This window comes from Reyranella sp. (assembly GCF_965228225.1).
In the GTDB taxonomy this organism is placed as follows: Bacteria; Pseudomonadota; Alphaproteobacteria; order Reyranellales; family Reyranellaceae; genus Reyranella.
Genome location: NZ_OZ245801.1, coordinates 2,939,144 through 2,964,809 on the forward strand (window position 1 = coordinate 2,939,144; position 25,666 = coordinate 2,964,809).

16 protein-coding genes are annotated in these 25,666 nt (G+C 66.0%); 3 read left to right on the plus strand and 13 right to left on the minus strand.

What is annotated here, in order from left to right; all coding sequences use genetic code 11:
* Window positions 1-188: 188 nt before the first annotated feature.
* From treY to ACO07K_RS14225, 7 genes are read right to left on the minus strand one after another with little or no spacing between them, the layout of a single operon-like run.
* Window positions 189-2,693, minus strand: a complete 2,505-nt coding sequence (gene treY, locus ACO07K_RS14195; RefSeq protein WP_422036577.1) for a malto-oligosyltrehalose synthase — start codon at window positions 2,691-2,693, stop codon at window positions 189-191.
* The gene (malQ, locus tag ACO07K_RS14200) at window positions 2,690-4,744 is read right to left on the minus strand and encodes a 4-alpha-glucanotransferase (RefSeq protein WP_422036578.1); all 2,055 of its coding nucleotides are present in this window, start codon (window positions 4,742-4,744) and stop codon (window positions 2,690-2,692) included. Before malQ ends, treY begins: the two co-directional genes overlap by 4 nt.
* The gene (treZ, locus tag ACO07K_RS14205; RefSeq protein ID WP_422036579.1) at window positions 4,741-6,510 is read right to left on the minus strand and encodes a malto-oligosyltrehalose trehalohydrolase; all 1,770 of its coding nucleotides are present in this window, start codon (window positions 6,508-6,510) and stop codon (window positions 4,741-4,743) included. The genes malQ and treZ overlap by 4 nt, the downstream gene beginning before the upstream one ends.
* Window positions 6,507-8,612 (minus strand): glycogen debranching protein GlgX, encoded by a 2,106-nt coding sequence (gene glgX / locus ACO07K_RS14210; RefSeq protein ID WP_422036580.1) that lies wholly within the window; start codon window positions 8,610-8,612, stop codon window positions 6,507-6,509. Before glgX ends, treZ begins: the two co-directional genes overlap by 4 nt.
* Window positions 8,613-10,820, minus strand: coding sequence for a 1,4-alpha-glucan branching protein GlgB (gene glgB / locus ACO07K_RS14215; protein ID WP_422036581.1), 2,208 nt, complete (start codon window positions 10,818-10,820; stop codon window positions 8,613-8,615).
* Window positions 10,817-14,119, minus strand: a complete 3,303-nt coding sequence (treS, locus tag ACO07K_RS14220; RefSeq protein WP_422036582.1) for a maltose alpha-D-glucosyltransferase — start codon at window positions 14,117-14,119, stop codon at window positions 10,817-10,819. The genes glgB and treS overlap by 4 nt, the downstream gene beginning before the upstream one ends.
* A complete protein-coding gene (locus tag ACO07K_RS14225; protein WP_422036583.1) occupies window positions 14,116-17,259 on the minus strand; it encodes an alpha-1,4-glucan--maltose-1-phosphate maltosyltransferase in 3,144 nt (1,047 codons plus the stop codon). The genes treS and ACO07K_RS14225 overlap by 4 nt, the downstream gene beginning before the upstream one ends.
* A 167-nt stretch (window positions 17,260-17,426) precedes the next feature.
* Here ACO07K_RS14225 and ACO07K_RS14230 point away from each other — a divergent pair, with 167 nt between their 5' ends.
* Window positions 17,427-18,665 carry a hypothetical protein gene (locus ACO07K_RS14230; protein ID WP_422036584.1) on the plus strand — a complete coding sequence of 413 codons (1,239 nt, stop codon included), beginning with the start codon at window positions 17,427-17,429 and terminating at the stop codon, window positions 18,663-18,665.
* Between the two features lie 14 nt (window positions 18,666-18,679).
* Here ACO07K_RS14230 and ACO07K_RS14235 read toward each other — a convergent pair whose 3' ends face one another.
* Window positions 18,680-19,186, minus strand: a complete 507-nt coding sequence (locus tag ACO07K_RS14235; protein WP_422036585.1) for a gluconokinase — start codon at window positions 19,184-19,186, stop codon at window positions 18,680-18,682.
* Window positions 19,187-19,238: 52 nt separating this feature from the next.
* Between ACO07K_RS14235 and gnd the strand changes: the two genes are divergently transcribed.
* Window positions 19,239-20,216: a phosphogluconate dehydrogenase (NAD(+)-dependent, decarboxylating) gene (gene gnd / locus ACO07K_RS14240; protein ID WP_422036586.1), complete on the plus strand. Its 978-nt coding sequence runs from the start codon at window positions 19,239-19,241 to the stop codon at window positions 20,214-20,216.
* Between the two features lies 1 nt (window position 20,217).
* Here the strand turns inward: gnd and ACO07K_RS14245 are convergent, their stop codons facing one another.
* A complete protein-coding gene (locus ACO07K_RS14245; protein ID WP_422036587.1) occupies window positions 20,218-20,949 on the minus strand; it encodes an SDR family NAD(P)-dependent oxidoreductase in 732 nt (243 codons plus the stop codon).
* A 3-nt stretch (window positions 20,950-20,952) separates the two neighbouring features.
* Window positions 20,953-21,813 carry an SDR family NAD(P)-dependent oxidoreductase gene (locus ACO07K_RS14250; protein ID WP_422036588.1) on the minus strand — a complete coding sequence of 287 codons (861 nt, stop codon included), beginning with the start codon at window positions 21,811-21,813 and terminating at the stop codon, window positions 20,953-20,955.
* Between the two features lie 91 nt (window positions 21,814-21,904).
* Between ACO07K_RS14250 and ACO07K_RS14255 the strand changes: the two genes are divergently transcribed.
* The gene (locus ACO07K_RS14255; RefSeq protein ID WP_422036589.1) at window positions 21,905-22,777 is read left to right on the plus strand and encodes an S-methyl-5'-thioadenosine phosphorylase; all 873 of its coding nucleotides are present in this window, start codon (window positions 21,905-21,907) and stop codon (window positions 22,775-22,777) included.
* A gap of 3 nt (window positions 22,778-22,780) precedes the next feature.
* On the opposite strand, the gene ACO07K_RS14260 is transcribed toward ACO07K_RS14255, so the two are convergent.
* From ACO07K_RS14260 to ACO07K_RS14270, 3 genes are read right to left on the minus strand one after another with little or no spacing between them, the layout of a single operon-like run.
* Entirely contained in the window at window positions 22,781-23,536 is a 756-nt protein-coding gene (locus ACO07K_RS14260; RefSeq protein ID WP_422036590.1) for an IclR family transcriptional regulator, read from the minus strand.
* A gap of 8 nt (window positions 23,537-23,544) precedes the next feature.
* Window positions 23,545-24,528 carry a Bug family tripartite tricarboxylate transporter substrate binding protein gene (locus tag ACO07K_RS14265; RefSeq protein ID WP_422036591.1) on the minus strand — a complete coding sequence of 328 codons (984 nt, stop codon included), beginning with the start codon at window positions 24,526-24,528 and terminating at the stop codon, window positions 23,545-23,547.
* A 32-nt stretch (window positions 24,529-24,560) separates the two neighbouring features.
* Entirely contained in the window at window positions 24,561-25,631 is a 1,071-nt protein-coding gene (locus ACO07K_RS14270) for an LLM class flavin-dependent oxidoreductase (protein ID WP_422036592.1), read from the minus strand.
* Window positions 25,632-25,666 lie beyond the last annotated feature (35 nt).

Consider the following 25,666-nt stretch of genomic DNA (forward strand, 5'->3'; position numbering starts at 1 on the left):
TCGCTACCTACGCACCGTGAGGTCATGGTCGCTGCTGTCGGATATCCGCTTTGGGCGTGCCCCCGCTCAAGGTGGGCCCTCCCCGGCTCCCGTGCGTTGAGCTGCGTGTCTGCATTCCACGCCGCCGCGAGTGTCATGGCCCTTACACGTCCCGCGGCGTCCTCACCAGACGCGTTATCAACAGAGGCTCATCCTGGCGAAACTGACGAGATCAGTGCGATGGGCAGGTCACCCCAGAGCAGGTCGAGAGGCGTTCGTCGCGAGAGCTCAATGCTGCGGTCGCGAAGAACATCGTGCGCCAGTTTCGCGAGACTTCCATCGAAGCTCAGGGCGGTGTCGGACCATGCCCCTGTCCGGAAGCCCAGATCATCGTGCGCCGCGATCATCGGCGCCATGAGCCGGGGGACGGCGACGAGCATCCAGTCGTCACCGGCTTCTCGGACAAAGGCGACGACTGACCGCCGCAGCGGACCCTCGACCTCTACCGGTCGATAGGTCCCCTCCGCAAAAATATGTGGAGCCCGCTTGCGGAGCGCCAGGATGCGCTCGATCAAAGCCTGTTTGATGGCCCCATCGCGCCAGTGCAGGGCCAAACCGAGCAATGGCCCGTCCGCCATTTTCTCGCGCGCAGCAAAATCGACCGGCCGGCGATTGTCAGGGTCGACCAGGCTGAAGTCCCAGAGATCGGTGCCCTGATAAAAATCGGGCACACCGGGCACGGTGAGCTTGAGAAGACATTGCGCCAACCCGTTCACCGCCCCGGCCGGGGCGATGCGGCGCACGAAGGCGAGCAGGTCGTCGAGAAAATCGGGCAGGGCTGCTTCGGCTACGAGGCGCATGGTGAAGGACCGTGCGTCCTTCTCGTAGGCCTCGTTGACCGCGGCCCAGTCGCTTTCGAGTTTGGCCTCGCGCAGGGCCTTCTCCTGCCAGCCACAGAGACGCTCGGCAAAGGCGCTCCTGCCGGCAGCATCGTCCCGATCGAGATCCAGAGGCCAGGCGCCGACGATCATCTGCAGCAGCATCGCCCGGTCGCCCGGCGTCACCCGCGACGACGTCGGATCGATCCAACGCTCAAGCAGGGCCGTCCACTCGGAGCCGAGTTCGCTCACCACGGCCAGCCGGGCCCTCAAGTCCTCCCCCCGCTTGTGATCATGCGTCGCCGTCGCCAGCATGGTGTGCGGATAGTCCGCGCGCCGCCGCTGCATGCGCGCGTGAAAGGCGTCGACATCGAGAGAGAAGGTCTCGATGTCGAACCCGACATCGTTGCGCGACAGAAGCCGGCCGTAGCGATAGAAGCCGGTATCCTCGACCGACTTGGCCGCGATGGGGGCGCTCAGCTGCTGGAACCGCGCCATGGCGCGTGGCCATGCGACCGGAGCTTTTTTCGGGGCGAGCATCGCTGCGAGCAGTGGCTCGACCGCCCAGCGATCTGTGGCGAGACAGCTCCGCGCGACCTTCCCGCCTACCTCGCGAAGGATCTCCGCGTCGCTGTCGGAGAGAACATCGCCGGCTCCGTAAGTCCGATAGACGGGAACATGAGCGAGGAATTCGGCCAGCAATCGCCGCAGCGTCGGCCGCGGGATCACCTCTCCCACGACGGCCTGCCAGGCTGCGGCACAGGCCTCGAGTTGCGCCGAGAAGCTGCGGGCCACGATCTCGCGCCGCGCCATCAGCTCCTCGTCCGCGAAGGTCTCCGGCCGACCGCTGAGGCCCGCCCAGGCCTTCGCGAGGATGGCTTCGCCGGCCGGATCGTGCTGAAGCGCACTCACCTCGTCCATGAAGTCGTAGCCGGTCGTGCCGTCGCAGCCCCAGCCCTTGGGCAACGTCTCGCCCTTCAGCAGGATCTTCTCGACGACCAGCCAGGCGCGCGGCCGTCCATGCTGCGCCGCCAGCCCATCGAGTCGCTCGCGCAACTGCTGGCAATAGCCCGCCGGGTCCGTCAGCCCGTCCACATGATCGATCCTGAGCCCGTCGACCACACCCTCGGCGTAGAGCCGAAGCGGCAGGGCGTGGACGGCCTCGAAGGCTTCCGGCCGTTCCATGCGCAGACAGACGAGTTCGTTGATGTCGAAGAAGCGGCGCCAGTTGATCCGGTCGCCGGCCACGCGCCAGGACTCCAGACGATAGTGCTGCCGGGCAAGCAGGTTGGCCAGGCTGCCGCGACCCTCGGCACTGCCGTCGGACAACGGGAACGCGTTATCGAAGTAGCGAAGTTCGGCGCGGCCCTCGCCGTCGGGCGCGACCGAGAATTCGCCGGCCTCGATCGCTTCGGCGAGCGGGCGACCGAGAACGGGCAGCAGGATTTTCGCCGGGCCCGCCTCCGTCGGCTCCCAATCGATGTCGAACCAGGCGGCATGAGCGCTTGCCCGCCCCTGGCGCAGCACGTCGCGCCACCATCCGTTGCGGGTATCGGCCGCCATGTGGTTGGGCACGATGTCGAGGATCAGACCGACATCCACGGCACGCAGCGCCTTGGCGAGCGCCAGCAGGCCCTCCTCCCCGCCCAGCTCCGGATTGACCGCGGTCGGATCGACGACATCGTAACCGTGCATCGAGCCCGGCCGGGCAACGGCGATCGGCGAGGCATAGACATGGCTGACGCCCAGCCGGGCAAACCAGTCGGCGTGGCTGGCGGCATCCGCGAAGGTGAAGCCACGGTGAAACTGCAGCCGCAGGGTGGCGCGGGGGATCATGGCCGGCGGGCCATGATGGCGGCGGCGCGCCTGGCAACCACGGGATCGTCAAAAAGCTCGGCGGCCCTCGGTTCCAGGCGGCGGCGCCAGTTGGGATGCTGATCGATGGTCCCCGGCAGATTCGGCTGATCGATCATCCCCAGAAGATCCTCCATCGGCGCCAGCATGAGCGGCGCAGGCGAACTCGCGACGAACCCGAGCGCCGCATCGACAACGGGCCCAGTATCTTCCGGCGCAGGCGCCGGCCCGTCCGCGGTTCCCGCAGCGGCAAACGCGCGCCACAGGCGGCGCCGGTCGGTCTGCCGCGCGTCGGCCTCGCCCTCGGCCGCCAGGCCGAGTGCGCCTCGCACCTCAATATCGTTTCCGCGCCACCAGCCGGCGACAGTAGGAAGGTCATGGGTCGTCGTCATCGATACGGCATCGCGCCGCCAACGGGCAGGCGTGCGGAAACTGCCTCGGTTGCGCTCGAACCACATCACATCCATGCCCGCGATTCCCGCCTCCGTGAGACGGCGGCGAAAACCGCGCGGTACAGTGCCGAGATCTTCACCGATGACCACGGCACCGTGCCGGTGTGATTCGATGGCGAGCAGACGCAGGAAATCGTCGAGCGGGTACTCGAGATAGGCGCCCTCGGCGGCCGAAGCGCCCTCGGGGACCAGCCAGAGACGCTGCAGACCCATGATGTGATCGATTCGGACACCGCCCGCATACCTCATGGCTGCGCGCACGGTGGCGAGAAAGGGCTCGAAGCCCGTCGAGACGAGTGCCCGCGGCGAGAAGCCGGACAGGCCCCAATCCTGTCCTGCGCGATTGAACTCGTCCGGCGGCGCCCCGATGTTGAGCCCCAGAAGCAGATCGCTCTGGCGGGACCAGGCATGACTGCCGGCGCGGTCCATACCGATCGCGAGATCGCTGATCAGACCGATCTTCATCCCCGCCCCGACGGCCGTCTTCTGGGCCTCTTCGAACGATCGGGCGGCCAGCCATTGCAGGAACTGGTGGAAACGCACCGTCGGTCCCGCGGCCGAGAGAAAGTCGGCCATCTGCGGATCGTCAGGCTGCATGGGGCCCTGTCGAAATGCCGGCGGCCAATCGCGCCAGAATCCGAGCGAAGGCTGGCCTCCCAGCCATTTGCCGTGCAGCGCTTCGAACACCGCATGCCCTCGCAGCAGCTCTCCCCCCTCGCGTACGAACACTTCGAAATCCCGCGCGACTTCCGTCCCGGTCGCCAAGTCGTGGGCCTCGAAGTCGTCGAACAGGCGCCGTAGCACGGCAAGCTTCGCCTCCGCCGCCGGGCGCCACTCGACCAGCGGCGCCTGCTCGAAAGCCTCACCCTCACGGCGATGCTGGGCTACTCGCTGCGGTCCGAAGACGATCTCGGGATCGGCGAATAACGGGTTGAAGAAAAGCCGGCTCGACGGGGAATAGGGACCGTATCGGCCGGAATCGGCAGTGAACAGGCTATGCACCGGGCTGAGCGCAATGGCGTCCGCGCCATGCCGGGCCGCTCCTTCGGCAAGCTGCCGCACCGCCGTTGCGTCGCCGATGCCGCCATCTCCCGAACGGCGCAGGCTGTAAATTTGTGCCGCAACACCCCAGAGATGCTTGCCCTCGGCACGCTCCTCAATGGTCACGCACCGTGGCGGCGCGACCGCAATCGTGACCTGCCGGTCGCCGAATTCGAGCCGGTGATAGCCGACCCGATCCAGCGCCGGTCCGACGAGCTTGTCTCCCCGCGTTGAGAATCTCAGGGTCGCGAGCCCGCCATCCTCATAGGTGAGTTGCCCGCGAGCCGCGCCGCCCGCTCGCGCCGGAAGCGTGAGGCGGCTTCCCGCCCGCATCGTCACGAGCGGCGGCAGCGCGCCCGGTGGTGCCAATCGTCGGCGACTGTCTTCTAGATCGGCAGGCGAGCCGGTCCCGAAGCCCAGGGCGTCCAGTATTCGGTGGAGGGATGCGATCGAAACCTGCTGCGGGATCCCGAGAGCATCCGTCCACGTTTCGGCGAGGCCGGCCGCGCGCGCGAGCGCGCGAATGTCATCGTCGCTCACGATGCGGGCACCATGAGCGCCACCGTGGTGGCGCCGGCAAGCCGGCCCCTGCGCACCGCGTCAGCCGCTCCCGGACGTGATTCATAGATGGCGTCGCCATCGACACCCTCGATTTGCGCAGGTTCACGTCCGAGATTCGACGCGAGCACCAGCATCGCGCCATCGCCCAGTTGCCAGCGAGCCACCACCGTCGAGGGTTCGATCGCCGATGCGCCCAGCGATCTTGCGCCCGCAAGCCTTGGAGTCAGCGCCTCGCGCCGTATTTCGAGAAGATCGCGATAGAGGCGACGCCGTGCCGGGCCATGCTCCGCGTCGGGAATGAGCCGACTCCGTTCGAAGGTCTCGGGGTCATTGGGGTCGGGAATGCTCGACGTCCCCTCTCCCGGCGCAAACCCCTCGAACCCGGCGAATTCGCGCCGGCGTCCTTCCCGGACCGCATCGGCAAGTTCGCCCGTATGGTCTGTGAAGTACAGAAAAGGCGACGTGGCGGCCTCTTCCTCGCCCATGAAGATCATGGGGACATGCGGGGAGAGCAGTTGCAGGGCAATCGCGGCTTCGAGACGCTCGGGGTCGACCTGGCTGGTCAACCGGTCCCCAAAGGGACGGTTGCCGATCTGGTCGTGGTTCTGGAGGAACAGGACAAAGGAGGTCGGCGGCAGATCGTTGCTCGGTGTCCCCCGCGCCTCGCCCTTGCGATAGCTCGACGGATCCCCCTGGTAAACGAAGCCCTCGGAAAGCGCCCGCGCCAGTCGCCGCGCCGCCTGATCGGCATAGTCCGCATAGTAACCGTCGCGCTCGCCGGTTAGCATCGTGTGCAGGACGTGGTGCGCATCGTCGTTCCATTGCGCGTCGAAGTCCCGGCGCAGGTGATCGGCCACGTTGCCGTCATGCTCGAGCACGAGATGAACGTGCCGGCCAGGCTCGACCGAGCGGCGAACGTCGCCTGCCATCTCGTCCAGCCAGTCCGCCTCCGAGATCGCATGCACGGCATCGAAACGCAGGCCGTCGAACCGGTACTCGTGCACCCAGTACAGGGCGTTTTCGGTGAAATAGCGGCGGACTTCGGGCCGCCTAAAATCGATCGCCTCTCCCCAGGGAGTCGCAATGTCATCGCGGAAGAACCCCGGCGCATAAGCAGACAGATAGTTACCGTCCGGGCCGAAGTGATTGTAGACGACGTCCAGGAACATCATCAGTCCCAGGCCGTGCGCCGCATCGACGAGCGCCTTGAGTTCGTCCGGCGTGCCATAGCTGCGATCGGGTGCAAAGGGCAGCACGCCGTCATAGCCCCAGTTGCGCCACCCCGGGAAATCGTTGATCGGCATCAACTCGACGGCCGTGACGCCGAGGTCGGCCAGCATCGGCAGAGCCGCCTGCACGCCCGCGAAGCCGCCGAAGGCGCCCGCATGCAGTTCGTAGAGCACCGTCTCGTCCCACGGCCGCCCCTGCCAGCCGGGATGCCGCCAGTCATAGCGGCGAGGGTCGACGACGATACTGGGGCCATGCACATCGTCCGCCTGGGCGCGCGAGGCCGGGTCCGGCACGGAGACACCGTTTTCGAGTCGGTACCGATAGGACGTGCCGGCGCTGCACGCGGCTTCCGCCTCGAACCAACCGCCGTCGGCCGGCGTCATCGGTACCGGCGCCGCGCCATCGATCTCCAGGCTCACCTTCTTCTGTGCCGGCGCCCAGAATCGGAAGCGCGTCGCGCCCGAGGGGAGCAACGACGCGCCAAAAGGCAAGTCGTGTGCGAATTTATTCTTCATCCTTGCGTCCTGGTGGCCAGCGCAAGCACCACACTGCGAGGTCCGACCATCAGCTCATCCTCCTGCAAATCGCGCTCCGCGGCGTCGGGCGCAGCGCTGTCGAGCACAATGCGCGTCGGCCACCGCGGTTGCGGCAGAACGAATTTGTGTTCCGTCGAGCCGGCATTGAAGAACGCCGTCAGCATGCTCACCACGCCACCGTCGACACTCGCGCGTCGCAACACAAGCCAGCGGTCCTCGGCATTGTTCCAGGAGTCGGTCGATACGACCTCACCCGAAGCATCGAACCAGGCGATGTCGGCGAGACCTTCCGCAGGACGCTCGAGCCCGTGCAGAAAGCGGGGTGCACGCAGGATCGCATGCTTGTGCCGCAACGCCACGATACGTGAGACGAAGGCGCTGAGTTTCTGGCCATCGGGCTTTTCCAGCAACGACCAGTCTAACCAGGATGTCTCGTTGTCCTGGCAATAGGCATTGTTGTTGCCGTCCTGGGTTCGGCCGAACTCGTCGCCGCCCAGCAGCATCGGCGTCCCCTGTGCCAGGAAGAGAGTGGCGAGCATGGCACGCTGCAGCCTGCGCCGCGTGTCGAGAATGGCGGGATCAGCGCTCGGTCCTTCCACGCCCCAGTTCGAGCTGTAGTTCTCGCCGTGGCCGTCCTTGTTGTCCTCGCCATTGGCCTCGTTGTGACGTTCCTCGTAGCTCACGGCGTCGAGCAGCGTGAAACCATCGTGCGAGGCGACATAGTTGATCGAGGCCCAGGGCCGCCGATGGCGGCGATCGAACAGGTCGCTCGAGCCCGCGAGCCGGGCGGCGAAATCGGCGCGCTGGCCCGGATCGCCCCGCCAGTATCGCCTGACCCCATCGCGGAACCGATCGTTCCACTCGGCGAATCCCGGCGGATGGTTCCCCAGCTGATATCCGCCCGGACCGATGTCCCAGGGTTCGGAGATCAGCTTCACCTTCTGCAGCACGGGGTCCTGTCGGATCGCATCGAAGAAGCCCGAGCAGGGATCGAAGCCGTGCGCCTCGCGCCCCAGCGTCACGCCGAGGTCGAAGCGGAAGCCGTCGACGTGAAAGGCCGTCACCCAGTAACGAAGCGAGTCCATGACCATCTGGAGCACGCGGGGCGTCGACAGGTTGAGCGTATTGCCCGTGCCGGTGTCGTTGATGCAGTGACGCGGATTGTCGGCGAGCAGCCGGTAGTAGCTGGCATTGTCGAGGCCGCGAAACGACAGGGTCGGCCCCAACTCGCTGCCTTCGGCCGTGTGATTGTAGACCACGTCGAGGATGAGCTCGAGGCCGGCTGCATGCAGCCGGCGCACGGCAATGCGTAGCTCGTCGAGCGTGCCGTCGGAGAGGTAGCGCGGCTCCGGCGCGAAAAAGCCGAGGGTGTTGTAGCCCCAATAGTTGCGAAGCCCCTTCTCGAGCAACGAGCGATCCTGCACGAAGGCATGGATCGGCAGCAGTTCCACCGTGGTCACGCCGAGGCGGCGCAGGTGGTCGATGAACACGGGATCGCCAAGAGCCGCGAAGGTCCCCCGCTCGTGCGGCCGCAGGTCCTGCCGCAGCAGGCTTACGCCCCGGACATGGGTCTCGTAGATCACCGTGTCCGACCAGGGCACCGCCGGCGGCCGGTCATCGGCCCAATTGAAGCTGTCGTCGGCCACCACCGCCTTCATAACGCCGGGCGCACTGTCGCGCCGGTCGAAGGACAGGTCGGCCCGCGGCGAATTCACCCGATAGCCGTACAAGGCATCGGCATTGCGCATTTCGCCGGTAAGGCGACGCGCATAGGGGTCGAGCAGCAGCTTGTGCGGGTTGAAGCGGTGCCCGGCCTGCGGTTCATAGGGTCCGTGCGCGCGATAGCCGTAGGCAAGGCCCACGCGGGCATTCGGGAGATAGCCATGCCAGACCTCGTCGGTGCACTCCGGCAGGTCGAAGCGCGCGATCTGACGGCGGCCCGAAGGATCGAACAGGCACAATTCGATACGGGTCGCATGAGCCGAAAAGACGGCGAAGTTGGTACCGAGCCCATCCCAGGTGGCGCCGAGAGGATAGGGCGAACCCGGCAGCAGCCTGTCGGGCCAGGACGAGGTCGCCACCTAGTCCTCGCTGCGCAGGATCACGGTCGCGAGCGGTGGCAGGGTGAGCTGGACGGACTGGAAGTGCCCGTGCGACGGCACGTCGACTGCCACCGCACCACCGTCATTGCCGAGGTCAGTACCGCCGTAGAACCGGGAATCCGTGTTGGCGACTTCACGCCAGCGCCCCCCTTTGGGCACGCCGATGCGATAACCGTGACGGGGCACCGGCGTCATGTTGCACACGACAAGGAGCGGCGCGGCGGAAGACGAGGTTCGGAAAAAGGCATAGACGGAGTTGGCCCGGTCGTCGCCCACGATCCAGGAAAAGCCTGAGGGATCGTCGTCGGACTCGTGCAGCGCGGGCTCCGCCGCATAGAGATGATTGAGGTCGCGAACGAGGCGCTGGATTCCGGCATGCGCGCCATCTTCGAGCAGGTGCCAATCGATCTCGCCGTCATGGTTCCATTCACGGTCCTGCGCGATCTCGCAGCCCATGAACAAAAGTTTCTTGCCCGGGTGAGCCCACATGAAGCCGAGATAGGCACGCAGGTTCGCGAAACGCTGCCAGCGGTCGCCGGGCATCTTGCGCAGCAGTGATCCCTTACCGTGCACGACCTCGTCGTGGGAGATCGGCAACACGAAACGTTCGGAGAAGGCGTAAACGAGCCCGAACGTCATCTTATCGTGATGATAGGCGCGATAGACGGGCTCGTGCTCGACATACTCCAAGGTGTCGTGCATCCACCCCATGTTCCATTTAAACGAGAAGCCGAGACCCTCGGGCAGCGGCGCCGTCACGCCGGGCCAGGCCGTCGATTCCTCCGCGATCACGATCGCGCCGGGCGCCCTCTCGGCGACGACCGCATTGAGATGACGCAGGAAGCCGATCGCCTCCAGGTTCTCGCGCCCGCCGTGGACGTTGGGAATCCAAGCGTCGGCCGGGCGGCTGTAGTCGCGATAGAGCATGGACGCCACCGCATCGACGCGCAGACCGTCGACGTGAAAGCGCTCCAGCCAATGCAAGGCGCTGGCAATCAGAAAGCCCTGAACCTCGCGACGCCCGAAATTGTAGATGTAGGTGTTCCAGTCGTGATGATAGCCCTCGCGCGGATCGAGGTGCTCGTAGAGGGCCGTGCCATCGAAACGCGCCAAACCGTGCGGGTCGGTCGGGAAATGGGCCGGCACCCAATCGAGCAAGACGCCGATGCCGGCGCGATGCGCCGCGTCGACGAAGCGTGCAAACGACTCCGGCGGACCGTAGATCGCGGCCGGCGCGAACAGGCCGAGCGGCTGGTAGCCCCAGGACCCGCCGAACGGATGCTCCGTCACCGGGAGCATCTCCAAGTGGGTGAAGCCCATCTCCTTGGCGTATGGGATCAGCCGCTCCGCCAGGAAGTCCCATAGCGGACGCTCCGGCGCTCCCGAACCGGCCTTCTGGCGCATCCACGATCCGGCATGGACCTCATAGATGGAAATCGGAGACTCAGCCGATTGGCGCTTCGCTCGACCTGCCATCCACTCCTGATCGGACCAGCGAAGCCCGCTGGCCGGCGCGGCGACCACGGACGCTGTGCCCGGCGCCAGCTCTGCCTGTTGAGCCACCGGATCGGCTTTGTCGGGCAGACGTTGGCCGTGCGGTCCAACGATGTCGAACTTGTAGCGCGTCCCGTCGCCCAGGCGGGGAATGAAGATCTCCCAGACTCCGGCTGAAGCGCGCAGCCGCATCGGGTGGCGGCGCCGGTCCCATGAATTGAAGTCACCGATCAAGGCGACGCGCTCGGCATTGGGAGCCCAGACCGCAAAACGCACGCCTGCGACGCCGTCCAGTTCCACGACATTGGCGCCCAGCGCCTCGGCAAGCTCGAAATGCCTGCCCTCGCTGAAGAGGTGAAGGTCGAGGTCGCCCAGGGCCGGCCCGAATGCGTAGGGATCTTCCGTTTCCTGAACGGCGTCGGGCCACCGGATCCGAAGCAAGTAGGTGCCGTCGTGCTTGAACGTTCCCTCGAAGAGTCCGGCCACGACGCCCGGCTTCAACTCGCCCCACGACTGCTTCTCGCCACAGCCGATCACTTCCACGCCGAGTGCGCCTGGCAGAAACGCCCGGATCACGCGCCCGGACCGCGACGGGTGAGGCCCCAGAACCGCGAACGCATCCACAGGACGACAGTCGCTCAGGGCCTCCGCCGAGGCTCGATCGAGCCACCCGGCCTGCATATCGTCGTTCATGCATTCTCCTGTGGTGGCGTTTCCCTCAGGAGACGAGCGGCCAGTCGGGACAGGCCGGACAGTGGAATGGGGAGCCAGGCCGGTCGGTTCGCCGCCTCGTAGCAGACCTCGTAGGCGGCCTTCTCGGCGAGAAAGAAGTCGAGCAGTTCGCTGCGATCCATGCCCGGCAGCCCCGCGGCTGCCTCCCGGTAGGCGTTGAGGAAGGCACGCTGGGCCCCCCGTCTCAGTCGGGTGACGAGCGTGAGACGACGAGCCGGCGGAATGCGGTTTGCCACCACATTTTTTGGATCGAGCGTAGCCGCAGCCGCATAGTCGAACGAGCGCATCAGCCCCGCCACATCCCGCATCGGGCTGGCCTTGCGGCGACGTTCCTCGAGCGGTCTGGCAGGCTCACCCTCGAAATCGATGATGTAGGCATCGCCGCTGGCGATCAGCACCTGGCCCAGATGGAAGTCGCCATGGATGCGCGAGACGCTCGAACCCAAACCATTCTGCACGAGTTGCTGGAGGAGTGACATGAGCGCGTCGCGGCGCTCGAGAAGGCGCTTGGCGTCGGCCGCAGCAGCCTCGGTCTCCCAGTTTTCGATGCCCGCGATTGCGTCGAGCGCCCGGCTGAACAAGCCAAGTCCGCGCTCCGCCCACTCCTCGACGTCCTCGGGCGCCGCCATGCGGGGCGAGAAGGCCTGGTTCTCCGTCGGTCGCGCGAGAACCTGGTGCATCGCGCCCAGCTGCCGACCGATCGTGCCCGCGAAAGCGTGGTAGTCCTCGATATCGTCGTCGCGCGACTCCGCCGTCGCCTCGCGGCTGGCGAGATTGTCGAGAGCCCGACTGAATTGGCTGAGCGTCCAAGTCCAGGCATCACCCTGGTTCCGCACGAAAGCCTGCGCAATCCCGAGCGCGTACCGTTCGCCGTCGGCAGCGATGCGCGCCACCTCGCCCAGCAACGCCGGCGAATTGGCGAAGCCATGACTGGTCAGGTAGCGGCTCATCTCCGCTTCGGGGTGCTCGCCCGCCTGAATGCGGCGGAAGATCTTGAACATGACGGCATCGTCGACGACCAGGGAGCTGTTGGACTGTTCGGCGGTCAGCCACATCACCTGAGCGTCGGCCGGGCGCCGAAGCACGTCGACTCCGTCTGGCATCGGCTCGAATACGATCTGGCCTTCGGGCCCGTCGATCCTCGCGCCCGATGCCAGCGCGCCCAGCATCTCGCGAGCAAACTCCGGCAGGGCGAAGGCATCGGTCAGAAGCCCGATGCGGCGTCCCCGCCGCACCCGCGCCAGGGCAAGCTGCGACGGAAGCGCTCCCACCTGCTCGTCTTCCCAGCTTATCGACAGGGGCAAGAGCCAGCGGCTCTTTTCGCCACCGGCCTCGACCTCGATTTCGCCAAGAAGCAGCTCCCGCTCCGACCCAGGGAGGCGAGCAAGGTAGGCGAAGTGCGACGACTGGAGCGCCTTGTCCTTCGCACCGAACCAGCGACGCTTGGCCAGATAGGGCGGCAGCGCCTCACGCTCGAGGAGCGCAGCCGACTCTTTCACGCCATCGCTGAGCGGCCCGCGAAGGACCACGGTCACGTAATCAGGCAACGGTTCGGGCGCAGGCGTGTGCCATGAGGGTGCCTCCGTCTCGCTGGCGAGGATGAACCAATAGAAGCCGTAGGGCGGCAAGGTGAGCAGATAGGTCAGCTGCCCGACAGGCGGGAACAGAGAGCCGCCGTTGAGTTCGACCGGCACCCTCCCGGCGAACTCGGAGAGATCGAGTTCCACGGCTTGCGGCGTGCGGGACACATTGGCGACGCACAGAATGACCTCGCCATCGAGCTCGCGCAGATAGGCCAGCACCTTCCGGTTCTTGGGGTAGAGGAAACGCAGCGTCCCTCGACCAAAGGCCGCATGTGTGCGCCGCACCGCAATCATCTTGCGGGTCCAGTGAAGCAGCGAATGAACGTCGCGCGTCTGCGCCTCGACGTTCACGGTCTCGTATCCGTAGAGCGCATCCATGATGGTCGGCAGCGCCAGCGCCGCCGGATCCGCCCGCGAAAATCCACCATTGCGATCCGGCGACCATTGCATCGGCGTGCGCACGCCGTCGCGGTCGCCCAGCCGGATATTGTCACCCATGCCGATCTCGTCGCCATAGTAGATGACGGGCGCGCCGGGCATCGACAGGAGCAGGCAGTTCATCAGCTCGATCCGCCGGCGATCGCGTTCCAGCAAGGGTGCGAGCCGGCGGCGAATGCCGAGATTGAGGCGCGCCCGCCGATCGGTGGCATAGGTCTCCCAGAGATAGTCGCGCTCGGAGTCCGTCACCATCTCGAGCGTCAGCTCGTCGTGATTGCGCAGGAAGATCGCCCACTGGCAGTTGTCCGGAATCTGCGGCGTCTGGCGCATGATGTCGGTGATGGGGAAGCGGTCCTCGCGGGCCAGCGCCATGTACATTCGGGGCATCAGGGGGAAGTGGAATGCCATGTGGCACTCGTCGCCCTGGCCGAAATATTCCTTCGTGTCCTCCGGCCACTGATTGGCCTCCGCCAGCAGCATCCGGCCGGGATAGGCCCTGTCGATCTCGGCGCGGATGCGCTTCAGAACCACGTGGGTCTCGGCGAGATTCTCGTTGTTGGTGCCCTCGCGTTCGACGAGATAGGGCACGGCGTCCAGGCGCAACCCGTCAATGCCCATGTCGAGCCAGAAGTGCATCACGCCGAGGATCGCCTCGAGCACTGCGGGATTGTCGAAGTTGAGGTCGGGCTGGTGCGAATAGAAGCGATGCCAGAAATAGGCCTTGGCCTCGGCGTCCCATGTCCAGTTGGAACGATGCGAGTCGATGAATATCACCCTCGTGTCTGCATATTTCTGGTCGCTGTCGGACCAGACATAGAAGTCGCGCTCGGGCGAGCCCGGTGGCGCCAGGCGCGCGCGCTGGAACCAAGCATGCTGGTCAGACGTGTGGTTGATCACCAGCTCCGTGATGACGCGGATTCCGAGCTTGTGCGCTTCCTCGATCAGCCGCTTCACGTCGTCGAGAGTACCGTATTCGGGATGGACCGCGGTGTACTCCGCGATGTCGTAGCCGTCGTCGCGACGCGGTGACGGATAGAACGGCAGGAGCCAGATCGTGTTGATCCCCAGCTCCGCGATGTACGAAAGACGCGAGATCAGCCCGGGGAAGTCGCCGATGCCGTCGTTGTTCGAATCGAAGAACGACTTGACGTGAAGCTGATAGATGATCGCGTCTTTATACCATTGCGGATCGGTCGCGACCGGCAGCGTGGCAGGAGTATCGGCGACGGGGGCATTCATGCGGCGCTCCGGGGCGACAAGCGCCAGATGGCAAAGGGGAGATTCGTTGGATCGAGGCGCAGGTATTGGTTCTTGCCGTGCCAGGAGAACTTCTCCCCGCGCACCAGATCCTCGACGTCGAGGGCACCGTCGTCGGCGAGCTTCCACTCCCACAGGGGAATCTCGAACCCGGCCTCCTGCGGGTGATGCGGATCGAGACTGACGGCGACCAGGACCATGTCCGCCGCGCCTGGCAAGCGCTTGCCGTACACGAGGATCTGGTCGTTGCCGGCGTTGTAGAACGTCACGCCGAGGTGGCTTTGCAGAGCCGGGTGCGATCTGCGCAGGCGGTTCAGCATCGTGATCTCGGCAACGATGTTGCCAGGTGAGGAGAAGTCGCGCGGCCGGATCTCGTACTTTTCCGAATCGAGATATTCCTCTCGGCCCGGCAAAGCAGCGGCCTCGCACAGCTCGAAGCCGGAGTAGACTCCCCACAGCCCCGACAGAGTGGCGGCGAGGGCCGCACGGATGAGGAATCCGGCGCGCCCTGCGCTTTGAAGGAAGTACGGATTGATGTCCGGCGTGTTGACGAAGAAGTTCGGGCGGAAATAGTTCGCCACTTCGGTTGTCGACAGCTCTACGAGATAGTCGGTGATCTCCTGCTTGCCGTTGCGCCAGGTGAAGTACGTGTAGGACTGAGAGAAGCCCACCTTGGCCAGCCGGTACATCATCTTCGGTCGCGTGAAGGCCTCTGAGAGGAACATCACATCGGGATGACGGCCGCGAATGTCGCCGATCATCCAGTGCCAGAATGGCAGGGGTTTGGTGTGGGGGTTGTCGACGCGGAAGATGCGGACGCCCTCCTCCACCCAGTGCAGGACCACATCGCGCAGGGCTAGCCAGAGCGAGGGAATGGCGCCCTTGGCGTAGAAGTCGACATTGACGATGTCCTCGTATTTCTTCGGCGGGTTCTCGGCGTGCTTGATGGTCCCGTCCGGCCGCCGCTTGAACCAATCGGGATGCTCGCGCAGCCACGGATGATCGGGCGAGCACTGGATGGCGAAGTCGAGGGCGATTTCGAGCCCGTGCTCCCGCGCGGCGGTGACCAGCCGGCGAAAATCCTCGGGCGTGCCGAGTTGCTGATGGATCGCGTCGTGCCCTCCATCCTGTCCGCCGATCGCATACGGGCTGCCGACGTCGTCCGGACCCGGCGTCAGTGTGTTGTTGGGTCCCTTGCGATTGGCCTTACCGATCGGATGGATGGGCGGGAAATACAGGACGTCGAAGCCCATCGCGCGTACGCGGGGCAAGGCTGCGATCACATCGTCGAACGTTCCGTGCCTGCGCGGATCATCGGTGATCGAGCGCGGAAAGAGTTCGTACCAGGCGGCGAATTCGGCCTGAGGCCGCTCGATTTCCATGGGAAACGGGCCTTGGTCGATCCGAAAGAGACGTTCCGCCACTTTGGACACGGTCGCTCGCGCCTCTGCGGACGTCAGCAGCGCGACGGACTCCTGCTCCGCCGCGGCCTTCATCCGTGCAAGCAGCGCCCCGACCGCCTCGTCCCTGTCCAGCTCTTCGAGGAAGAGCGATGCTTCCTTCAGTTCGACGGAGACGTCGACGCCGGCCCGATGCTTGACCTCGAGGCCGTGCGCCAGGCTGCCATACTCGTCGCGCCAGGCTTCCACGGAAAAATAGTGCCGGCCGACGCGGTCGGGAGTGAGCGTCGCGCGCCAGCGATCGTTGGCGACGTGAGTCAGTTTGGCCGTCCTGCGCTCGTCTTCGTCGGCGGACCACCAGATGACCTCGGCGGCCAGCAGGTCGTGACCATCGGCGAAGATGTCGGCCTCGATCACGACCGGCCTTCCGACCACGCTTTTCGCGGCAAACTCCCCGCCGTTCACGGAAGGGCTTACCTGATCGATGACAATCGGGGACTTCGCGGCGGCGGCGCTCGTCTCCCGCTTCCCGGACTTCTTACCGTTGCGAACGGGTTTGGTCGCCGTCACCTCAAGCACGCGTACTTCTCCAGGTTCAAGGGGGGCAGACGGCGCGCCTTCCCTCACGCCCAACCCGGCGCCGGCTGAAGGCGGCAGGATCGCCAGATCCACAGGCAAGGCGTGGGCGTTCGACAAGTCAGCGTTCAGAACGACAAGCGAGCTGCGGCCCGCCTCGCCCGGGTTCGCCGCGTCGCCCCGCAGCAGAACCGTTACGGGCCCCGCGGGGCTCGTGATCGGCCGAAGCGTGCCGACGTGCGCCCTTCCACTCAGGGAGTCCGAAAGGGCGACGGCGCGACGCGCCACGTCTTCGTCGGCGGCTCCCCCGTGAGGCACGAAGAGGCCATCCGACGTCGCTGCCGCTGCCATAAGGGCCCGGCCCGCCAATACCGGCGAGTTCGATGGGGCACCGTACGGATCGCCCGCCACGCCAAGAACGGGCGCAACCCGTCGCAGCAATTCGGTTTCCTCGACGTACCAGGACGCGCGCCCGTCCCACCACGAGGTGGACGCGAAGACGGCAGACAGGCCTGAACGCGCGAGTTCCATGTGGCGGGACCAGGGGAAGCCCGGAGTCCACCCCCAGAATTCGCAGGCCGTTCGGCCTCGCACACGCTCCAGGATCCGCCCCAAAGCGAGCGGCGGGAGGTCCGCCAGGCCGATGAGCCTGAACCCTTGGGCGCCCGCGGTCACCAGTTCCGCGATCTGTCCGGACCACCAGTCGGCGGCCGAGTCTTGTGCGTCACTGCGCAGGAAAACCGACCTTGCCACTCGCCGGTCGACTCTCGGATCGAGGGGATTGACGCCCGGCCGGCTATCGTATGTGCCGCGCAGGGAACGCGCCGATTCTCCGCCTGCGGCCACTCGATCGAGCACGATGTCGACAAATAATGCGAGCCCGCTCTTCTCACAGGCCTGGCGCAAGGATCTGACCAGCCGGGAAGGCGTCTCCGCAGCCACGAGCGATGCAATCGGGCGCGAATGGTCTGCGACCAGAAGCGGGTCAGCTCCGTCACCCAGATCAAAAACCGGTCCGACACAAAGGTGATTGAATCCCGTCCGCGCAGCCGCTTCCGCGACCCGCTCGAAAGACGCGACGGTTTCGATCGCCCGCAAATCTACATGGTACGCCTTCACGGCCTGCCCCTTGACGGTGGCAGGCACGACAGAGGCCCCCGCAGTCGTTCTCTCCCTCATGGCGGTGTAAACCCCGCACCTCCGAAGAGGTTGCGCTGCAACAACGTGGGACGACCGGCAACCTGATGGAGCGATCGGCGTTTATTCGCTGCATGCCCCGCCCGCCCTCCGAGACCCTGAGCGATCGTGACGACTTGGCCGCCCTCGCTCGACGCGGGGGGCTCGCTTCGTTTCGACGGCCATCGCAAGATGAAGATCTCGACCAAGCGATATTCAGTCTACGCCGGGGCTGGCTGGCGAAGGCCCATAGACCAGGCGACGCGACGCTGAAGAGCCCTTGCGAAGGTGACGTGGCTCGCCTTCCTGACGGTGCGAAAGTCCCCTTCGGCTATGAGCGCGAACTCGGCATGGACCTGCTAGAGAAGCGCATGCCGCTGTGCTACCCGGTGCCTCACGGCTGGCAGTCGGTGCGCGTCCTCTGCCGAAGCGGTCAGGCGGCTCTTTCCTGTCTCCTGCATCTCGTCGCCCGGCGGGCGCTGCCAGATGACGGCTCGTCCCTGAAGCCGCTCAAGCTTCTGCACGCGGGCCGCTACTTCGAAACCGATTCGCTTCTCGAGCTGTGGCCCCGCCAGGTTTTCGAACTCACCGGTCCTGAAGAGCCCCAGGTCGACGTGCTCGTCGGTGAGCCCGTTCATTGCGATGGCCAGTTTGGCCTGTCCGATCCATCCTCCCTGCCAGGCGTCAGACGGGCCCTGCTGCTGGATACGACACTCACGGGCCCCGTCCTCGACCTTCCTGCCTGGCTCGCGAGAGTGGAAGGATCGTTTGTCGCCGTCTTTCGATCCGGCCTGAAGCTCGACCAGGCCGGGCTGGAGTTGGCCAATGCCGGCATCGTCCAGCTCTTCGTTCGCGAGGGGGCGGGCTCCAGCGCGGTCGCCGAGGGAGAGAAACTCAAGGAGATCCGCGCGCTTACGGGCAGCGGCCTCACCCTGGACGAGATGGCCGCGCTCTCGGCACCCTGGTTCCTCGATCCCGCTTATTTCAACCAGTATACGAGGCGAGTCTTCGCCAACAATGCCGCCCTCGCCCATGCGATCGGCACGGACTCCGCGCTGTTCGAAAGTCGATGCCATCCTTCGCTGATCTCTCCGGAGGCGGTCGCTCCCTTCTGCGCCATACGGCTTCGATGCGGGGCCGCGTCAGACCATGCCCGGCTGCTCCGCCGCGTGGAGGCCGAAATCGCCCGCCGCAGGCTGAAGCTCGACAAAGGCGGATCCTTCGGATTTCGCAGCGACCGTTATGAGCTGATCGAACCCGATCCCAAGGCTGGAAAACCTTTCCTGCGTGTGGCTCTGGGCTATCGCGGTGGTCCCAATCGCGACGGCATCATCGATCTCTTTCACGAATTGTCCGCGCTGCCGTCCCTCGCGTGACCGGCAAGCCCGGATCAGCGCGATAGCGCCAGCCTCCGCACGATCTCATCCACGATCAGCGACGGGGAGGCTTGGATATCGACCCGGATCGGTCGCTCGTCCTGTGCGGGCTCTTCCAACGTCGCGAACTGGCTGTCCAGCAGGCCGGCCGGCATGAAATGCGCCGTGCGCGCCATCAAGCGCCCGTGGATCACCTCCCGCAGGCCCCGGAGATAAACCAGGTTCGTGTCAGGCCGCTGCCCGACGATGATGCCCCGATAGGCCCGCTTCAACGCCGAACAGGTAATGACGCCGGATTCGCCCCTCTCCCGCCAGTCGTCGATGCGACGGGCGATGGCTTCCAGCCAGGGCAGGCGGTCGCCGTCGTTCAACGGCAGCCCGCTCCTCATCTTCTCGACGTTCTCGCGCGGATGAAGATCGTCTCCATCCATGAACGCACAACCGAGCCGTTCTGCCAGAAGGCTGGCGACGGTGGTCTTGCCCGATCCCGAGACACCCATCACGACGACGATGGTCTTCATTCGCGGCCAGCTTATCATATGGCCCGGACATGGAAATGAACGGGAGAGAAGAATGCAGCTCGGCATGATCGGCCTGGGACGCATGGGCGCCAACCTCGTGCGCCGCCTGGTGCGGCACGGGCACGAGTGCGTGGTGTTCGACCAGAACCCGCAGACGGTCGCGGGCCTTGTTGGACAGAACATCACCGGCGCCCCCGACCTGGCAAACCTGGTCGCCAAGCTCGTCAGGCCCCGGAACATCTGGGTCATGCTGCCGGCCGGCGAGATCACCGAGCAGACCGTGGCCGAACTCGGCCAGCTGCTGGACGCCGGCGACACGATCATCGACGGGGGCAACGCCTTCTTCCAGGACGACGTCCGACGCGCGCGCGAGATGAAGCATAAAGGCATCCACTATCTCGACTGCGGCACCAGCGGCGGCGTCTGGGGCCTGGAGCGCGGCTACTGCCTGATGATCGGCGGCGACAAAGAAGCAGTCGAACGACTCGATCCGATCTTCGCCGCGCTCAGTCCGGGCGAAGGCACCATCCCGAAGACACCGCGACGCGACTCGCGCGATCCCCGGGTCGAACGCGGCTATCTCCATTGCGGCCCGAGCGGTGCCGGCCACTTCGTGAAGATGGTGCACAACGGCATCGAATACGGGCTGATGCAGGCCTATGCCGAGGGCTTCGAGATCCTGCGCAAGGTCTCCTCCGAGGCGATACCGGCGGAGCGGCGTTACGACCTCGACCTCGCCGACATCGCCGAGGTGTGGCGGCGCGGCAGCGTGGTGAGCTCGTGGCTGCTCGACCTCACCTCGTCGGCCCTGGCGGAGGACCCCGCCCTCTCGAAGTATTCCGGCTTCGTCGACGATTCGGGCGAAGGCCGTTGGACCATCAATGCCGCCATCGAGGAGGCCGTGCCCGCCGACGTCCTGTCTGCGGCACTCTATGCCCGCTTCCGCTCCCGCGACCGCGAGGGGACTGCCAACAAGCTCCTGTCGGCGATGCGCCACGCCTTCGGGGGCCATGTCGAGCCCAAGAAGTAGATCACAGGAACGACAGGCCGCCGCTCAGCGCCACTGTCTGGCCGGTCATGTAGGCATTTCCGATCACCATCAGGACGGCCTGGGCACATTCCTCCGACGTGCCGAAGCGGCCGAGGGGAATGCGGTCCGGCGACGAGGCGAGGCCGCCGCGGACCATGTCGGTCTCGATCAAGGAGGGTGCCACGGCATTGACCGTGACGCCGTCCTTGACCACGCGAGCGGCATAGCCCCGGGTCAGCCCCTCCATGCCGGCCTTGGAGGCATTGTAGTGCGGGCCGATCCCGCCCGCCCCGCGGGCTGCACCCGAGGAAATGTTGACGATGCGGCCCCATTTGCGGGCCCGCATGCCCGGCAGGACGGCCTGGGTGCAGAGGAAGGCCGACTTCAGGTTGACTGCGATCGTGCGGTCGAACTGCTCCTCGGTGAGATCGTCGATGCCGGTCATGATTGCCAGCCCGGCATTGTTCACCAGCACGTCGACCGGTCCCAGCTCGCGCTCGACCGAGGCGATCATGCCGGCGACGGCCGCGCCGTCCGACACGTCGGCCGTGACCGCCATCGCTTTGCCGCCGGCCTTCCGGATGGTCGCCACGACCTCGTCCGCGTCGGCCGCCCGCTGCCGATAGTTCACGGCGACGGCGGCGCCCTCATGGGCGAGCGACAGGGCCACCGCACGCCCGATGCCACGCGACGCACCGGTCACCAGCGCGACCTTGTCGGCGAGCGAGGCCACGGTTCAGATCTCGTCGACGCCGAAGGCCTGGCGCATCGCCTTCACGCCTTCCTGATGCGGCGTCCACAGGCGGCCGCCGACGAGCCCGCCATCGACCACGAGGTCGTGACCGTTGATGAAGGTCGAGTCGTCCGAGGCCAGGAAGACGGCGGCCTTGGCAATGTCGTCGACGACACCGGCGCGCGGGATCGGCTGGTTTTTCGCCATGCTGGCCTTCATGGCTTCGGCATAGGCATCCGCCTTGTCCGGCGGCAGGCCGAGCGCCTTGGCGAAGATGCCGGTGGCGATGCCGCCCGGGGAAATCGAGTTCACCCGCACGTTCTTCTCGCCGAGCTGCATGGCCACGCAGACCGTCAGGTGGTTTACGGCAGCCTTTGCCGCACCGTAAATCAGCGAGGTCGAATAGCCCGCCCGGCGCCCCGCGACGCTGCCATTGTTGATGATGCTGCCCGAGCCCTGCGCCATCATCAGCGGCGCGGCGTGCTTCATGCCCAGCATGACCGACCGGACGAGTGTCGCCATGGCCGCATCGAACCCCTCGACCGGGACCGTCTCGATGCCGCCCACCGGGGCCGGCCCGCCGGCATTGTTGAACAGGCAGTCGACCCGGCCCCACTTGGAAAGGCAGGCGTCGAACACGCGCTTCACGTCCTCCTCGCGCGTCGCATCCGCCGTCACGAAAACGCAGTTGTCCTTGCCGAGCGCGGCCTCGAGCGTGCGGCCGAGTTCCTCGCGCCGTCCCGTGGCGACGACCTTCGCGCCCTCCTCCACGAAAAGTTCGACGGTGCGCCGCCCGATGCCGCTGGTCGCGCCGGTAACAATCGTGATCTTGCCGTCGAGCTTTCCGCCTTTTGATGTCGCCATGGAAATGTTCCTCTTTCAGTTTCCTCCCCCGTTTGACGGGGGAGGAAAATCAATCCGATCATGATACACCACCGCCAACCAGGAGAGGCATATGACGGTGTTGGGAATTCTCGGCGGCAGCGGCGTCTACGACATGGCCGGTCTCATGAACCCGGAATGGCGTCGGATCGACTCACCGTTCGGCGAGACGTCCGATGAGTTCCTGTTCGGCGTGCTGGACGGGCTCGACGTCGTCTTCGTCCCCCGCCACGGCCGCGGGCACCGCCATTCCCCGAGCTCGATCAACTACCGCGCCAACATCGATGCGCTGAAGAGGGTCGGCGTCACCGACATCCTGTCGCTCTCGGCCTGTGGCTCCCTGCGCGAGGATCTGCCGCCCGGCCACTTCGTCATCGTGGACCAGTTCATCGACCGTACCTTCGCCCGCGAGAAGAGCTTCTTCGGCGAGGGGCTGGTCGCCCATGTCTCGATGGCGCAGCCCACCTGCAACCGGCTGGCGGAGCTCGCGCACGAATGCGCCCAGAAGGCCAGCTTCCCGGTCCGCAAGGGGGGCACGTACCTCGCGATGGAAGGACCGCAATTCTCCAGCTTGGCCGAGTCGAAGCTCTACCGGAGCTGGGGCTGCGATGTGATCGGCATGACCAACATGCCCGAGGCCAAGCTCGCCCGCGAGGCGGAGATTTGTTACGTCACCGTCGCCATGGTCACAGACTTCGATTGCTGGCACCCCGACCATGACCATGTACAGGTCGCCGACATCGTCCGTGTGCTCCTCGAGAATGCCGAAAGAGCCAAGGCCCTGGTCGCCATGATCGCGCCGCGCCTCAAGGAGTCGCGTCCGACCCCCTGCCCGTCCGGCTGCGACCGCGCGCTGGAACACGCGCTCATCACCTCGCCCGCGGTCCGTTCGGCCGAGATGGTGGCCAAGCTCGATGCCGTCGCGGGCCGCGCGCTGAAGGGGTAGCGCTCAACCTGGGCGGCGGGGCGCCCCCATGAGCCGGGAGATCTCGTCCGCCGCCGCGGTCAGCCGCGGGATATAGCGGGTCATCACTTCGGGCTGGAGCCGCTCCACGGGCACGGTCAGCCCGAGCGCCGCCGCCGGGCGCCCGGCATGGTCGTAGATCACGGCGGCCGCTCCGCCCACCTGCTCTCGCCACTCGCCGATATTCGTCGAGTAGCCGTCGCGCCGGATCGTCTCCAGCGCCGCCAGCAGATCGTCGCGACGATGGAGCGTGTGAGGGGTGAAGCGCGGCAGCTCCTCGGGCAATGCCCGCAGAGCCTCGGGCGTCTGCACCGACAGCAGCGCCTTGCCGGTGGCGACACAGTGCGCCGGCGTGCGCTGGCCGATCCGGGAATAGGCACGTACCGGCTGGGCGCTCTCGACGTTGTGGATCGACACGACCTCGCAGGCCGCCATGTCGAGGACCGAGAGATGGGCCGTCTCGTCGACTTCGGCCACGAGGCGCTGCATCACGGGGATGGCGACTGTCGCGACGTCGAGCCGGCTGACGACCATGGCCCCCAGTTCCCACAGCCGGGTCGTAACGGTGTACCGCTGGTCGACCTGCATGACGTAGCCCCGGGCGGCCAGCGTCTGCAGCAAACGGTGCACATTGCTTTTCGAAAGGCCGAGCCTCGTGGCGAGTTCGGTGACGCCAAGCGGCGTCGCGCTGGAGGCCAGGGCCTCCAGCACCGTCAATGCCTTGATGACCGTCGTATCCATGCCAGCCGTCAGTCGAGCGAGATGTTCAGCGAGCGCACCAGCGGCGCCCAGAGCGCGCGGTCCTTCGCCAGGTACTTTTCGGCCGAGCCCGGCTCCTGCGGCCCCGGAATGACGATCGCCAGCGGCTCGAAGCGGGCCTGCAGGACGCCCGATGCCAGGATCTTGTTGATGGCGCTCTCGATTCGCGCGACCACGGCGGCGGGCGTGGCCTTGGGGACAGCGAGAGCGTACCAGCCCAGCGCCTCGAATCCGGGATAGCCGCTTTCCGCAACCGTCGGGATCGACGGGGCAACGGCCAGGCGCTTCGCGCTGGTGATCGCAAGCGGCACGACCGACTTCTGCGCAATGTGCGGGAGGGCACCGGAAATCACTTCCGAGAACATCTGCACCTCATCGGCCAGAAGGGCCCGCATCGCGCCGGCGCTGCCGGGATACGGCACGTGCGTCATCTTGATGCCGGCCCGCTGGGCGAACAGCTCGGCCGCGAGATGCAGCGATGAGCCCAGGCCGGATGAGGAATAGTTCACCTTCCCCGGATTGGCCTTGGCGTAGGCCACGAACTCCGACAGCGTGCTGGCCGGAAACTTCGGATTGACGATGAACACCACCGGCACCTCGGCGATGATCGAGACCATCCTGAAGTCGCGGTCGGTGTCGTAGGCCAGCCCCGTCTTCAAGAGCGGATTGAGCGTGTACGTCGTCCCCGTGCCCAGCAGCATGGTGTAGCCATCGGCCGGCGCATTGGCCGTCGCCGTCGCGCCGATCGCCGTAGCGGCGCCGCCCTTGTTGTCGACGATCACCGGCTGCCCCAGTTCCTTGGCGAGCGGCTCTGCCAGCACACGCGCCAGCAGGTCGTTCGTGGCCCCCGGCGGATAGGGCACGATCAGCTTGATCGGCTTGTCGGGATATTGCTGCGCCGACGCGGAGCCGGCGATGCCAAGCGATAGCGCCACGGCGCCCGCGAGGGCGACGCAAAACTGCTTCCGGAACACGTTTCCTCCTGGTTGATCGTTTGTCTTGTGCGTTAGGCCGCTGCCGCGAGGTCGCGATCGAGTTCGAGGGCGCCCGCCTTGAGACGCGGGATCAGCTCGCGGCCGAAATCCGTGACATCCCCCAGCGGGTCGAAACCGCGGATCAGGAACGATGCCACACCGAGGCGGTAGTATTTCAGCATCGCCTCCGCGACCTGCTCCGGCGTGCCGACGAGGCACGAGGTATTGCCCTTGCCGGCGGCTGCGCCCGCGACCGGCATCCACAGACGTTCGTCATGCACATCCCCGCGCCTGGCCAGTTCGACCAGGCGCTCCGCCGACTTGTCCTGCGCCTTCGTCGGCATGGTCCCGCTCGACTTGAGATCGTCGAGAATCTTCTTCGCCTTGTCCCACGCTTTGCCTTCGGTCTCAGCGATGATGGGGCGGAACGAGACATTGAAGCGCGGCGTCCGCCCGAACGGCTGGGTCATTCGGCGGAATTCGGCGATCCGTTCGCCCGTCTCCGCCAGCGGTTCGCCGAACATGGCAAACGTATCGCAGTGCTGCGCTCCCATCTCCATCGCACCCGGTGATGAACCACCGAAGAACAGGGCCGGATGCGGCTGCTGGAAAGGCCGCGCCTCGGAGAACACATCCCTGAAACGGTAGAACCTGCCCTCGTAGTCGAACGGCTTGGTCGAGGTCCAGACTTTGCGCATCACGTCGAGATACTCGGCGGCGCGCACGTAGCGCTCTTCCTTGGGCGAGAAGTCGCCTTCACGCTGCTGGTCGGCGTCGCTGTTGCCAACGATGATGTGAAGGGCGAGGCGGCCGCCGGAAAGCTGGTCCATGGTTGCCGCCGCGCGGGCCGCGAGGGTCGGCGACACGACGCCTGGCCGGTGGGCGATCAGGTAGCGAAGCTTCTCCGTATGGGCTGCCGCATAGGTCGCAACAGTGAAACCCTCGGCGGACGAGGCGTAGTAGCCGACCAGCACATAATCGAATCCGGCCTTCTCGTGCGTCTGCGCGAACTCACGGAGGAACGAGGGCGAGATGCCGCCCGCGATCACATGCAAGGAAGTGCCCTGAGGGGGAGCCACTCCAATCATACCGATCACGTTCACGGGCATTGATTTCCTCCGTACGTTCTAAATAATGA